Source organism: Streptomyces malaysiensis subsp. malaysiensis, from assembly GCF_040653035.1.
In the GTDB taxonomy this organism is placed as follows: domain Bacteria; phylum Actinomycetota; class Actinomycetes; order Streptomycetales; family Streptomycetaceae; genus Streptomyces; species Streptomyces malaysiensis.
In genome coordinates this window covers 21,037-33,749 of sequence record NZ_JBEZNG010000024.1, presented here as the reverse complement: position 1 = coordinate 33,749, position 12,713 = coordinate 21,037, and the positions used below count along the sequence as shown (strand labels likewise).

Below are 12,713 nucleotides of genomic sequence, written 5' to 3'. Positions count from 1 at the left end.
GGCGATCTTGGACGTACGGCCCCGGCTGCTCGACGCGCTGACCTCACTGCGCGACCGTGTCGACGCCGCTCGGTTTCCGCTCCCCCTTCCCGGCGCCGACCGCGCTCGCCGCAGCCGTGCCGAGCTACTCGCTCAACTGGACGACTACCTCGTGCCCCGGTTGCGCGCCCCCGAAGCGCCCCTCCTGGCGGTAATCGGGGGATCGACGGGGGCGGGCAAGTCCACGCTGGTCAATTCGCTGGTCGGCAGACGGGTCACCGAGGCCGGTGTGTTGCGGCCCACAACGCGTACTCCGGTGCTGGTGTGTCACCCCGACGATCACCACTGGTTCACCGGGCAGCGGGTGCTGCCGAGGCTCACCAGGGTGTGGGTGCCGGCGCAGGGGGAGCGGGCGGAGAGCGCGTACGACGAGGAGGGGCGGGCACAGGAGGGCCCGGCGGCGCTGCGGGTGGAGACCGACCCGGGGCTCGCGCGGGGCCTCGCACTGCTCGACGCGCCCGATATCGACTCGCTGGTCGCGCGGAACCGCGATCTGGCCGCGGAACTGATCTGCGCCGCCGACATCTGGGTGCTCGTCACCACGGCCACCCGCTATGGCGACGCCGTCCCCTGGCATCTGCTGAGGACCGCGAAGGAGTACGACGTCACCCTCGTCACCGTCCTCGACCGGGTGCCGCATCAGGTGGCCGCGGAGGTCTCCCGGCAGTACGCCGCGCTCCTTACGGCGGCCGGGCTCGGCGATGTCCCGCGCTTCACCATCCCCGAGCTCCCCGAATCCGCGGGCGGCGGCAGTGGGCTGCTGCCCGCCACCGCCGTCGCCGCACTGCGGTCCTGGCTCACCCAGCACGCGCAGGATCCGTACGCCCGTACCGTCGCAGCCGCCCGTACGGCCGCCGGGACGCTCGCCTCGCTGCGCGCCCGGATGCCCGCGCTGGCAGGGGCCGCGGCGGCACAGCACGCGGCCGCGGTGCGGCTGGTCCAGCAGGTCGAGGGCGCCTACGGGGAGGCGGTGGAGCGGGTGCGGCGGGAGATCGCGCAGGGCGCGGCGCTCGCGGGCGGCGCGCTCACCCACTGGCACGGCCTGCCGCGTGACAGCACCCCCGATGAGCTCCTTACGGCTCTCACCGACTCCCTGGCCACCCTGCTGCGCGGCGCCGCCGCCACCGCCGACGAACAGATCGCGGAGGCCGGGAAGCGGGACCCGGCCGCACGGGCCGGGCTCGCCCCGTGCGACACGCACGGCGCCGCCGAGCGGATTGGTGTGGCCGTACGGCACTGGCGGCGCTGCGCCGAGGAACTGGCCGAGGAGGAGGCCCGGGCCCGGATCGCCGAATACGGGGGCAGTTGCGCCCCCGAGGAGATCGCCGCCCTGCTCGCCGCGGCGCTCCTGGGCGGCCGCCGCGCCCGTAAGGCGGGCGAGAAGCTCGCCGAGACTCTGGGCGCGCATGCGGCGCTGCGCCTGGGCGACCGCGGTGGACGGCTGCTCGACGGCTGTGTCACCCGTGCCATGCGGGCGGAGCGCGACCGCAGCCTCGCCCCTCTGGACGCCCTGGACATGACCCCGGAACACCAGGTCGAGCTGATCGCCGCGCTGTCCGTATTGCAGAAGGAGAGGTGACCGCAGGTGACGGCCACGGAGGGCAACGGCGGCAATGAGAACGGCGGGGGAGACCGGGCGGCCGGGGACCGCCACACATGGGACGACGGGCTGATCGCCCGGCGTGCGCACTGGCGGGCCGGAGGGCGTGCCGCGAGCCGCCCGGCCCGTGCGGTGGACGAAGGGCGGGCGGAGGAGGCCGTATCGGACATCCCTCACGGCGCCGCGGGTTTCTTCCCGGGCTTGTCGGGCTTGTCGGGCCTGTCGGGGGAGGAGCCCGGCCGACGGTCCTTCGGCGGCCCGCCTTACGCCGTGTACCAGGCCGGTGTCCGCAGCTTCACCACGGGCACCCTCCGGCCGCGTCTCGAGGCCCTGCGTCAGCTGGTCGGGCTGTCCCGGTCCCGGCTCGAGGGGCGCACGCTCGCCGGGGCCGCGCGGGTGCTCGACGAGGCGGACGCGCGGGGACGGCATCCTTACGGGCACACCGTGGTCGCCGTCGCCGGGGCCACCGGAAGCGGTAAGTCGACACTTTTCAACGCCCTCGCCGGAGCACCCCTGTCCGAGGCCGGGATCCGGCGTCCGACCACCGCCACACCCCTCGCCTGTGCGTGGACCGACCACGCCGACGGTCTGCTGGACCGGCTCGGCATCCCGGCGGTGGACCGGCGCAACCCGGGCTATCCGTACGACCCCGCGCTGCGCGGCCTCGTCCTCCTCGATCTGCCCGACCACGACTCGGCCGTCCCGGGCCACCGGGAGCGGGTGGACCGGCTGCTGGGGCTCGTCGACGCGGTGGTGTGGGTGGTGGACCCCGAGAAGTACGCGGACGCGGTCCTCCATGAGCGCTATCTGCGGCCGCTCGCCGGTTATGCCGAGGTGACCTTCGTCGTGCTCAACCAGGTGGACCGGCTCCCCGGCGAGGCCGCGGACCAGGTGCTGGACGATCTGCGGCGGCTGCTGGACGAGGACGGGCTCGCGCTCGGGGAGCACGGGGAGCCGGGGGCGGCCGTGCTGGCGCTGTCCGCGCTGACCGGAGAGGGCGTCGGGGAGCTGCGGGAGATGCTCGGGCGGCTCACGGCCGAGTCCGGGGCGGCCGAGCGCCGGCTGTCGGCGGACGTGGACGGCACGATGACGCGGCTGCGGCCGCAGTATGTGGCCGACAGCGGGCCGGCCGGGCTCACCGAGCGGGCGCGGGCGGAGTTCGAGGACCGGCTGGCCGAGGCCGCGGGCGCGGGCGCGGCCGGGAAGGCGGCTGAGCGCGCCTGGCTGAGGGACGCGGAGTGGGCGTGCGGCACGCCGTGGGGGCGGCTGCGGGAGAGGAAGGGCCGCGCCGGGTCGGCGGGCACTCTGGCCTCGCGAACGCCCGCGGCCGCGGAGCGGACGGGGATCCCGGGCGCGCGGGCGCGCACGGTGGCGGTGGAGGAGGTCACGGCGCGCCCGGCGGTGGAGGAGGCCGTACGGACCCTTGGAGACGAGGCGACGGCCGGGCTGCCAGGTCCATGGGCCCAAGCCGTACGGGAGGCGGCGCAGTGGGGCGGCCGAGGGCTGGCGGAGGCGGTCGACGAGGCGGTGGCGGCCGTGACGGCACACCGGCGGCCGATCCGACCCGTGTGGTGGTCGATGGTGGCGGCGGCTCAGGTGACCTTGCTGCTGCTGCAAGTGGTCGGGGTGCTGTGGCTGTTGGGCGCGGTGGCCGGGGTGTTCGGCGGGGCGGCGTGGTGGATGCCGGTGCTACTGGTGATGGGCGGTGCGGCGGTCGGCCCGGCGCTGGCGTGGGGCTCGCGGGTGGCGGCGCGGGGGCCCGCCCGGCGGCACGGCCGGTCGGTGGAGGGGCGGCTGAGGGAGGCGGCGGCCGAATGCGGGCGAGGGCGGGTGCTCGAGCCGGTGGCGGCGGAGCTGGCGCGGTACGGGGAGGTACGGGCGCAGTACGTCATCGCGGCGGGCGGGGCGTGATGGGGGAGGTATGACGGGGGCCGCCGGACGGGCGAGGCGTCGTGACCGGCCGAGCCGTGACAGGCGGCGCCTCACAGGCGGTGCGTGACGGCCGCTCACCCGGATGGGTGGCCGAGTTGTCCACAACCGCGGGGTCGTACACAGGCCCCGGCGAGGTCTCGCGATGCCGTGCAGCATGGTCCACGAACGGCGCGGAAGAGCCGCGAAGTGATGGGGGAGGCGTAGCCGGTGAACGAGAGCTGGGTGACCGTGGTGGGCAATGCCGCGACGCGGCCGGACTTCTGGGAGACGGCGGCGGGTGTCGCGGTGGCCCGGTTCCGGCTGGCGGTGACGGTGCGCCGCTGGGACCGGGGGCGGGACGCGTGGGCGGACGCGTACACGAGTTTCTATACGGTCTGGACATGGCGGTCGCTCGCCGCGAATGTCGCCGGGTCCGTATCGCTCGGTGAACCCCTCGTCGTCCATGGGACGTTGCGGGTGCGGGAGCGCGAATGGGAGCGGGACCGAGACCGGGAGCGGGACCGGGATCGGGAGAGGGATCGGCCGCTTCAAGGAGATGGGGGAGGCGCGGCTGCCGCCGCCCCGGGTGTGGATTCCGGTGGCGGGGCGAATCAGCCCAGGCGCTGGGTCACCGCCGAGATCGACGCGCTGGCGGTTGGACATGATCTTACGCGCGGTACATCCGCTTTTCGCCGAATTTCACAGGCCAAACCGCTTCTAAACGCACTGACCGGGGCAACTTCCCCGTGAGCGGCCATGGATGCGGGAGATTTGTCGATAATCCCAGGTCATATGCGATCTGAGGATTGATAACGATTCCGATTCGGATCGGTTGGGTCCAGGTATTCCTGGGGAACGGGCAGTTCCTTTCTCCCTAGGATCCCTGCGTACCCAACGGGGGTTCCTTGAGTTTTGAGTTCGCTGGCGAGGCGCACCAACTGACTGGCGCTCGCCCGGAGGGGAAACCATGATTTCTGTAAGAAGGCGCGGCACTGCTCGTCTTGCCGCCGCCGTTCTGGCGTCCGGTCTGGTCGCGGCGGGCGCGATGGTCACCGCCGGTACCGCCGCCGCCGATGACGCGCCCCCGAGCCAGGGCGGCGCGGCCGCCACGCTGGGCGGTCTCAAGACGTTCGACAAGGCCATCATCCACGACAACGGCAAGGACCAGCAGGTCGGCGCCGGTCTCTTCGAGATGTCGGTGGACAACGGCGGTTCCATCCAGACGTACTGCATTGATCTGCATAACCCGACGCAGAACAAGGCGAAGTACGAAGAGAAGTCCTGGGCCGAGACGTCGCTGGCCAACAACCCCAACGCGGGCAAGATCAACTGGATTCTCCAGAACTCCTACCCGCAGGTGAACGACCTCGACGCACTGGCGAAGACGGCCGGTGCCGGGGCTCTTACCGAGAAGACCGCCGCCGCGGGTACTCAGGTCGCCATCTGGCGCTTCTCCGACAACGCGAAGGTCGACGCGGCCGACCCGCAGGCCGAGAAGCTGGCCGACTACCTGGAGAAGAGCGCTCAGAACCTCCAGGAGCCCAAGGCGTCGCTGAGCCTCGACCCGCCGGCCGTCTCCGGCAAGGCCGGTGAGCGGCTCGGCCCGGTCAAGGTCCACACCAACGCCGACAGCGTCACCCTGACCCCGGGCACCGAGGCCGCGGGTGCGGGCGTCAAGCTGGTCGACAAGACCGGCAAGACCCTCACCAGCGCCGCCGACGGCGGCGAGGTGTACTTCGACGTGCCGGAGGGCGCGGCGGACGGCTCCGCCACGCTGACCGCCCAGGCCGCCACCAAGGTTCCGGTGGGCCGCGCGTTCGCCAGTGCCACCAAGAGCCAGACGCAGATCCTGGCCGGCTCCAGCGAGAGCACCGTCTCCGCCACCGCCACCGCGAACTGGGCGAAGAAGGGTGCCGTCCCGGCGGTCTCCGCCGAGAAGGACTGCGCCAAGGGCGGCGTGGACATCACGGCCAGCAACAAGGGCGACGAGGCGTTCACCTTCGAGCTGCTGGACCAGAAGTACACCGTCGAGGCGGGTCAGTCGAAGACCATCACCGCCCCGGTGAAGGAGGACCAGAGCTACAAGTTCACCATCACCGGTCCGAACGGCTTCGAGAAGACCTTCTCCGGCGTTCTCGACTGCAAGACCGCCAGCAGCGGCGGCAGCGACACCCCCTCCTCGCAGCCGAGCCCCGCGTCGGCGGGCGGCAGCGGCACCGGCGGCGACACCTCCGGTGGCGACCTGGCCGAGACCGGTAGCAGCAGCAACACCCCGATGATCGCGGGCATCGCCGTGGCGCTGGTCGTGGTCGGTGGCGGCGCGGTCTTCTTCGTCCGCAAGAAGAAGGCGCCCGCGGGCCAGTGAATGCCACGGCGGCGACGCCAGGGCAGCAGTGATCGCTGAGTGAAGCGACGGTCACCGGATGTGGTGATCATCGAAAGCGCGGCGATGGAGGGCCGGAGCCTCACGGAGGCTCCGGCCCTTCGGCTCGCTCGGGCCTCGGATATGCGCGTCGCCGGGATCGCGTTCGCCTCGCTTGGGCCTCGGATGTTCGCGTCGTGAGGGCCGGGGATGTCGCTTCACCGGAGTCGTGGAGGCTCGCGCTCTGAGGGGCGCGGATGCCGTGCCGCGAGGGCCGTAGGCCGCGTCGCGAAGGCCGTATGTCGCGTCGTGGGGGCCGCGGACGCCGGACCCGTGCCGCACGCCGGACCAAACGGGTTTCCGCCTCGGGCTGGCCGTACGGCAAGATGGGGTGTATCTGCTCTCACGCGGTGGAGCTGCCACGGATATGGACGCCGCGACGGAGCCGCACCTCGATACCTACCAGATTGCCGGACGGTTTCTCTTGGCTGAGTTCATCTACACCATGCGCAAGACGCGCAAGGCGCACGGCGACAAGGTGATCCTCGACGATGTCACGCTGAGCTTTCTGCCCGGCGCGAAAATCGGTGTCGTGGGCCCCAACGGCGCCGGTAAGTCGACGGTGCTGAAGATCATGGCCGGCCTGGAGCAGCCGTCCAATGGTGACGCCTTCCTCTCGCCCGGCTACAGCGTCGGCATCCTGCTCCAGGAGCCTCCGCTGGACGAGTCCAAGACCGTGCTGGAGAACGTCCAGGACGGCGTGGCGACGACCAAGGGGAAGCTGGACCGCTTCAACGAGATCGCCGAACAGATGGCGACCGACTACAGCGATCAGCTGCTGGAGGAGATGGGCAAGCTCCAGGAGGAGCTGGACCACGCCAACGCGTGGGACCTGGACGCCCAGCTCGACCAGGCCATGGACGCCCTCGGCTGCCCGCCCGGTGACTGGCCGGTCGTCAATCTCTCCGGTGGGGAGAAGCGCCGGGTCGCGCTCTGCAAGCTGCTGCTGGAGGCGCCCGACCTGCTGCTGCTGGACGAGCCCACCAACCACCTGGACGCCGAGTCCGTCAACTGGCTGGAGCAGCACCTCGCCAAGTACGACGGCACCGTCGTGGCCATCACCCACGACCGGTACTTCCTGGACAACGTGGCCGAGTGGATCCTGGAGCTCGACCGCGGCCGCGCCATCGGCTACGAGGGCAACTACTCCACCTACCTCGAGAAGAAGCAGGCCCGGCTGAAGGTCGAGGGCCAGAAGGACGCCAAGCGCGCCAAGCGCCTCAAGGAAGAGCTGGAGTGGGTCCGCTCCAACGCCAAGGGCCGCCAGGCCAAGTCCAGGGCCCGTCTGACCCGTTACGAGGAGATGGCGGCCGAGGCCGAGAAGACCCGGAAGCTGGACTTCGAGGAGATCCAGATCCCGCCGGGCCCGCGCCTGGGCAGTGTCGTGGTCGAGGTGGAGCACCTCTCCAAGGCGTTCGGTGAGAAGGTCCTGATCGACGACCTGTCCTTCACCCTCCCGCGCAACGGCATCGTCGGCGTCATCGGCCCCAACGGCGCCGGTAAGACCACGCTGTTCAAGATGATCCAGGGCCTGGAGAGCGCCGACGCGGGCTCCATCAAGGTCGGCGAGACCGTCAAGATCTCCTACGTCGACCAGAGCCGCGCCAACATCGACCCCAAGAAGACGCTGTGGGCGGTCGTCTCCGACGAGCTCGACTACATCAACGTCGGCCAGGTCGAGATGCCGTCCCGGGCCTATGTCTCCGCGTTCGGCTTCAAGGGCCCGGACCAGCAGAAGCCGGCCGGGGTGCTCTCCGGCGGTGAGCGCAACCGCCTCAACCTCGCGCTCACCCTCAAGCAGGGCGGCAATCTGCTGCTCCTCGACGAGCCCACCAACGACCTCGACGTGGAGACCCTCTCCTCGTTGGAGAACGCGCTGCTGGACTTCCCCGGCTGTGCCGTGGTCGTCTCCCACGACCGCTGGTTCCTCGATCGCGTCGCCACGCACATCCTGGCGTACGAGGGCGACTCCAAGTGGTTCTGGTTCGAGGGCAACTTCGAGGCGTACGAGAAGAACAAGGTCGAGCGGCTCGGCCCGGACGCGGCCCGTCCGCACCGCGCCACCTACAAGAAGCTGACCCGGGGCTGAGTGGATGGCACGCCATATCTACCCCTGTCCCCTGCGCTGGTCCGACATGGACGCGTTCGGCCACGTCAACAACGTGACCTTCCTCCGCTATCTGGAGGAGGCGCGGGTCGACTTCATGTGGCGGCTGGCGCCGGGGAACGGGAGTGACGCGTTCACCGGCGGCGTGGTCGTGGCCCGGCATGAGATCGACTATCTGAAGCCCCTCGTCCACCGGCACCGGCCGGTCACGGTCGAGACCTGGGTGACGGAGATCAAGGCCGCGTATCTCACGCTGCGCTATGAGATCAAGGACGAGGACGCCCTGTATGTGCGTGCCGCCACCCGTATCGTGCCCTACGACCTCGACCAGGGCCGCCCGCGCCGGGTGACCCCGGAAGAGGAGAAGTTCCTGACCGAGTACCTGGAGCCGGACCCGGTGAAGAAAAGCGCCCGTAAGGCGTCCACGAAGCCCGCCGGATCCAGCGGGTCCGATGGGTCCGATGGGTCCGCGGATGGTGCTGAGCGGCCGGAAGGGGCCGTCTCGGTATGACGGCCTCCAGCCAGGAGCTCCACTTCGCCGACGCCGGGGAGGCGGCCGATCTCGCCGCCTTCCTGGCCCGGCTGATCCACTACGACCGTGCGGCGGCGGTGCGGCTCCAGGCGGGCGGCGGTGTGCTCGCCGTCTTCGGCCGGCCGCCGTCCTTCGAGGTCCTCGCGATCCGTACGGCGCGGCTCGACGCGATCGTCGGCACGGAGGCCACGTCGGGCACCTCGTCCGCGTCGGGCACGTCGACCGTGTCGGGCACGTCGGATACATCGGGTACGTCGGCCGGGGCGGCGGGCGGGCCGGGTGCGCTGGACACCACGGTCTCGGCCGGTGAGTTCGCGGACGCGCTGGACACGGCGCGGGCCGGGCGGACCGTCGACGGGCCGTCCCAGAGCCATGACCGGGGCCTGGTGGTCACCGTGCCGCAGGCCGTCACCGGCCCTCCATGGGCCGGGGTGCTGCCGCCGCGGGGCGGCTGGCGCCGGGTGAGCGGGCTGCCGGGCGTGGACGAGGTCCGCGGGGCGGTGGCCGCCGCCGTCGCCGAGTTCCGGGCCCGCGACACGGCGCTCCCCGAGGAGCGCCGTACGCGCGCCGAGCGCGACCGCATCGGCCGTGAGATCTGGACCCGCACGCTCGGCGACACCGGGCTTCCGCTGCGCGCCGTCCATGCCGCTCAGTCGCTGGGCTTCCTGCGCCCGGTCCGGGCGGCGGCGCCGGCCGCCACCGCCCAGGGCGCCGGTGGGGGTGTGGCCACCGCCGCGCCCGACGCCATGGCCGAGCCGCTGGCGCTGCTCGCCGCGGGCGGCTGGCTGCGGCTGCGCACCCCGTACGGCTCGATCGCGGTACGTACGTCGGGCCTGTCCGGCCTGCCCGTCACCCCCGCCTGAGCCCGCCGGGTGCCTGCCGGGCGTCTGCCGGGTCCTGCCGGTGTCTGCTTGAGCCTGCCGGGGCCCGCTTGAGCCCGCCGGGCGTCTGCCCGAGCCTGCCGGGTGTCTGCCGGGTCCTGCCGGTGTCTGACGGGGCAATGAGCCCGCGGGGTCCCGCCCCCGAGCCCACGCCGGTGTCTGCTGAGCCTGCTGGGGGCCCGCCTGAGCCCGCCGAAACCCGCCGGAACCCGCTGAGTCCCGCCCGAGCCCACGCCGGTGTCTGCCCGAGCCAGCCTGACGCCCGCCCGAGCCTGCCGGGTCCCGCCCGGGGCCCCGGGCCCCGCCGGGGGGTCAGCCCTCTGTGTTGATCATGGAGGCGGCGGCGTAGGTGAGGTAGTGCCACAGCTGACGATCGAGTTCCGGGGCCAGCTCCAGCTCGTCGACCGCGTCGCGCATATGGCGCAGCCAGGCGTCATGGGCGGCGCGGTTCACGGTGAAGGGTGCGTGGCGCATACGCAGCCGCGGATGGCCGCGGTTGTCGCTGTAGGTGCGGGGGCCGCCCCAGTACTGCATCAGGAAGAGTGTGAGCCGCTCCTCGGCCGGTCCCAGGTCCTCCTCGGGGTACATCGGCCGGAGCAGCGGGTCCTCCGCGACCCCCTGGTAGAAGCGGTGGACCAGACGCCGGAAGGTCTGCTCGCCGCCGACCTGCTCGTAGAAGGTCTGCTCCTGAAGTGTGCCTCGCGGAATCTCTTTCACGCCTCCATGCTCTCAGACGCCCCCGTCCGGAAAAGGGGGTGTGGGTCGCGGCCCGGGGGCGGGCGCAGGAGAGTGGAGTCATGGGCAGCACGGGCGGGAGCACACGCAGTGCGCCGGACGCCGCGGGGCGTGTGGCGCGGCCGGAGCGTACGCGCCGGGAGGCCGATGGTTATGCCCAGGAGGCCGCGGCGCTACGGACCGGGCTGGTCCGGGAGATCGTGGCGGGCGGCGGGCTCACGGACCCCGCCTGGCGAACCGCCTTCGAGGAGGTGCCACGCCATCTCTTCGTGCCCTACTACTACGAAACGGGCGCGCCGGGGGAGGCGGGCACGGCGGTCGCCGCAGCAGGCACGGCGGCCGGTGCGGCGAGCACGGCAGCGGGTGCACCCGGCACGGCGGCGGCGAGTACGGGGGCCGGTGTGCCTGGCGGTGGGGCAGCAGGGGCCGGGGAAGCGGGAGAGGCCGGTGCGGTGCGTGGGACGGTCGGCTACACCCGGCTGTGGCGCGACGACCCCCACCCGCTGCGGCGGGCCCGCTGGCTGGCCGGCGCCTACGCGGACGCCCCGCTCGCCACACGAGTGCGCGACGGTGAGCTGATCACCTCCAGCAGCCAGCCGTCGCTGATGGCGCGGATGCTGCACGCGCTCCAGGTGCGGGACGGGGACCGGGTGCTCGAGATCGGCGCGGGCACCGGCTACAACGCCGCGCTGCTGGCCCATCGGCTCGGCGATGCCCACGTCACCACGCTCGACCTCGACCCGGAGATCACCGAGGCCGCCCGTAACCATCTGGCCGCGGCCGGGTTCCGCCCCGCGGTCGTCACGGGCGACGGGGCACGCGGCTGTCCGCTGCACGCGCCCTACGACCGGATCATCGCCACCTGCGCCGTGGCGTCCATCCCGTCCGCATGGCTCGGCCAGTGCCGCCCGGACGCGCTGATCCTGACGCCGCTCGCGACCGGGCTGATCGCCCTGAGGGTCGCCGACGCCCGCCATGCCGAGGGGCGCTTTCTGGCCATCCCCGCGTACTTCGTTCCGCTGCGCGGCAGCGGTCCGCCGCCTCAGGTGCCCACGCACGGTCTGCCGTCCCGGCCGCTGCTGGACGACTCCTTCCGCTTCCTGCTGAACGTGGCCGCGGGCCATATGGAGCCGGTCGAGGCCCTCGCGCTGTGGGAGCACGAGGGCAGGCCGGGGCGGGAGCGCTACGGAGTGACGGTGCGGGGCGATCGGCAATGGGCCTGGCTGGATGACCCGGAGGGCGCCTACGGCTGGCCGCTGGGCCCTCCCGGCCGACTTCAGCCCTTCCCGTACCGCTAGCTTCCCCCGGCTCCCCCGGTTCCCCCGGTTCCGCTCCGCCCGTCCCGCCCTCAGCCCCGGCGCACCGTGATGGTCGTCCAGGCGCCTACGTGGACGCGGTCGCCGTCCCGGAGCGGGACCGGCACGAACGGCTGGATCGGCTCGTCGCCCCCGTTGATCGTCGTCCCGTTCGTCGAGTCCTGGTCGACGACCGCCCAGACGCCGTCGGGCTGCTGGACGAGGAGCGCGTGCTGATGTGAGACGCCCGGGTCCTCGGGCGGGCGCCCGAGGTCGATGTCGGGGGCCTCACCGGTGCTGTGGCGGCGCCGGCCGATGGTGATCTGGTGGCCGTTGAGCGGCAGTTGCTGCTCGGGGGAGTAGGCCGGGAGGTTCAGCCCGGCGGCCTCCGGGCCGCTGCGGTTCATCATCGCCATGAAGTACTCACGGTCCGGGGCGACGACCGCTATCCAGTTTCCGGGCGCCGCAGGCGGGGGCCCGGCCTGCCCGAACTGGGCGCCGCCGGGCGCCGCGTGCTGCTGCGGGGCGCCATGGTGCTGCTGCGGCTGGTGCCCCGGCCCCTGCTGCTGCGGCGGGGCGTAACCCTCGTTCCCGTACGGCTGGGCGGGGGGCGCCGGAGCCTGCGGGTAGCCGTAGCCGTACTGCTGCGGGGCCTGGGGCGGGCCCTGGCCGTGGGCGCCCTGCTGCGGCGCGCCGTTGGGGGGCGTGCCGTGCTGCGGCGGCGGAAGCGTCCAGTCGCTGTCGCCGCCGAACCCCGGGCCGGTGGCCTGATGGGCGCCGCCCTGTGTCGGGTGCGGGGCGTGCGGCCCCCCGGGGCCGGGCTGCTGCGGCGGCGCGTAACCGCCCTGGGGCGGCCCGTACGGAGAGGGCACATGCGTCTGGAAGTTGAAGCGGCACTCCTCACAGAACGGAGCCTGCGCCTCACGCGGTGTACGGCACTGCGGGCACAGCTCCTGCTGCTGCGCCGGATAGCCGTAGCCGCCCGCGCCGCCGGGTGGTGGCGGACCGCCGGGCCCCGGACTGCCGTAGCCACCCGGTGGCACGGGCACGCCAGGGCCGTTTGGCATGGGCGATGGTGGTGGGACGGCACCGGAGGGCATGGGTGTCCCCGACATCCGGTGGCCGCACACCTCGCACCAGTCGTCGGCCGCCGATTGGTGGCCGTTGGGACAGGTCGGCATGTCGGATCCC

10 protein-coding genes are annotated in these 12,713 nt (G+C 72.6%); 8 read left to right on the top strand and 2 right to left on the bottom strand.

Annotation, left to right across the window (positions count from 1 at the left end; genetic code table 11):
* The first annotated feature begins 7 nt into the window (after positions 1-7).
* From AB0E24_RS35505 to AB0E24_RS35475, 7 genes are all read left to right on the top strand, one after another.
* Positions 8-1,618 (top strand): dynamin family protein, encoded by a 1,611-nt coding sequence (locus AB0E24_RS35505; protein WP_069866269.1) that lies wholly within the window; start codon positions 8-10, stop codon positions 1,616-1,618.
* A gap of 6 nt (positions 1,619-1,624) precedes the next feature.
* Positions 1,625-3,550, top strand: a complete 1,926-nt coding sequence (locus AB0E24_RS35500; RefSeq protein WP_359383388.1) for a GTPase — start codon at positions 1,625-1,627, stop codon at positions 3,548-3,550.
* Between the two features lie 228 nt (positions 3,551-3,778).
* Entirely contained in the window at positions 3,779-4,300 is a 522-nt protein-coding gene (locus AB0E24_RS35495; RefSeq protein WP_359383385.1) for a single-stranded DNA-binding protein, read from the top strand.
* 217 nt (positions 4,301-4,517) lie between these two features.
* Complete coding sequence (locus tag AB0E24_RS35490) at positions 4,518-5,915, top strand: Cys-Gln thioester bond-forming surface protein (protein ID WP_069865737.1); 1,398 nt, start codon at positions 4,518-4,520, stop codon at positions 5,913-5,915.
* A 481-nt stretch (positions 5,916-6,396) separates the two neighbouring features.
* Complete coding sequence (ettA, locus tag AB0E24_RS35485; protein WP_069866271.1) at positions 6,397-8,061, top strand: energy-dependent translational throttle protein EttA; 1,665 nt, start codon at positions 6,397-6,399, stop codon at positions 8,059-8,061.
* Positions 8,062-8,065: 4 nt separating this feature from the next.
* Complete coding sequence (locus AB0E24_RS35480; RefSeq protein ID WP_359383381.1) at positions 8,066-8,590, top strand: acyl-CoA thioesterase; 525 nt, start codon at positions 8,066-8,068, stop codon at positions 8,588-8,590.
* Positions 8,587-9,474: a DUF8185 domain-containing protein gene (locus AB0E24_RS35475; protein ID WP_359383378.1), complete on the top strand. Its 888-nt coding sequence runs from the start codon at positions 8,587-8,589 to the stop codon at positions 9,472-9,474. The genes AB0E24_RS35480 and AB0E24_RS35475 overlap by 4 nt, the downstream gene beginning before the upstream one ends.
* A 330-nt stretch (positions 9,475-9,804) precedes the next feature.
* Here AB0E24_RS35475 and AB0E24_RS35470 read toward each other — a convergent pair whose 3' ends face one another.
* On the bottom strand, positions 9,805-10,209 hold the full coding sequence (locus AB0E24_RS35470) for a globin (RefSeq protein ID WP_069865742.1): 405 nt from the start codon (positions 10,207-10,209) through the stop codon (positions 9,805-9,807).
* A gap of 80 nt (positions 10,210-10,289) precedes the next feature.
* Here AB0E24_RS35470 and AB0E24_RS35465 point away from each other — a divergent pair, with 80 nt between their 5' ends.
* On the top strand, positions 10,290-11,525 hold the full coding sequence (locus tag AB0E24_RS35465) for a methyltransferase domain-containing protein (RefSeq protein ID WP_359383376.1): 1,236 nt from the start codon (positions 10,290-10,292) through the stop codon (positions 11,523-11,525).
* 50 nt (positions 11,526-11,575) lie between these two features.
* Here AB0E24_RS35465 and AB0E24_RS35460 read toward each other — a convergent pair whose 3' ends face one another.
* Positions 11,576-12,703, bottom strand: coding sequence for an FHA domain-containing protein (locus tag AB0E24_RS35460; RefSeq protein WP_167501557.1), 1,128 nt, complete (start codon positions 12,701-12,703; stop codon positions 11,576-11,578).
* Positions 12,704-12,713: the final 10 nt, after the last annotated feature.

Bases quoted from the DNA above. Each gene is read 5' to 3' on its own strand.
- AB0E24_RS35490 (WP_069865737.1), top strand. From the start codon at position 4,518: ATGATTTCTGTAAGAAGGCGCGGCACTGCTCGTCTTGCCGCCGCCGTT.
- AB0E24_RS35460 (WP_167501557.1), bottom strand. From the start codon at position 12,703: ATGCCGACCTGTCCCAACGGCCACCAATCGGCGGCCGACGACTGGTGC.
- AB0E24_RS35480 (WP_359383381.1), top strand. From the start codon at position 8,066: ATGGCACGCCATATCTACCCCTGTCCCCTGCGCTGGTCCGACATGGAC.
- AB0E24_RS35465 (WP_359383376.1), top strand. From the start codon at position 10,290: ATGGGCAGCACGGGCGGGAGCACACGCAGTGCGCCGGACGCCGCGGGG.
- AB0E24_RS35475 (WP_359383378.1), top strand. From the start codon at position 8,587: ATGACGGCCTCCAGCCAGGAGCTCCACTTCGCCGACGCCGGGGAGGCG.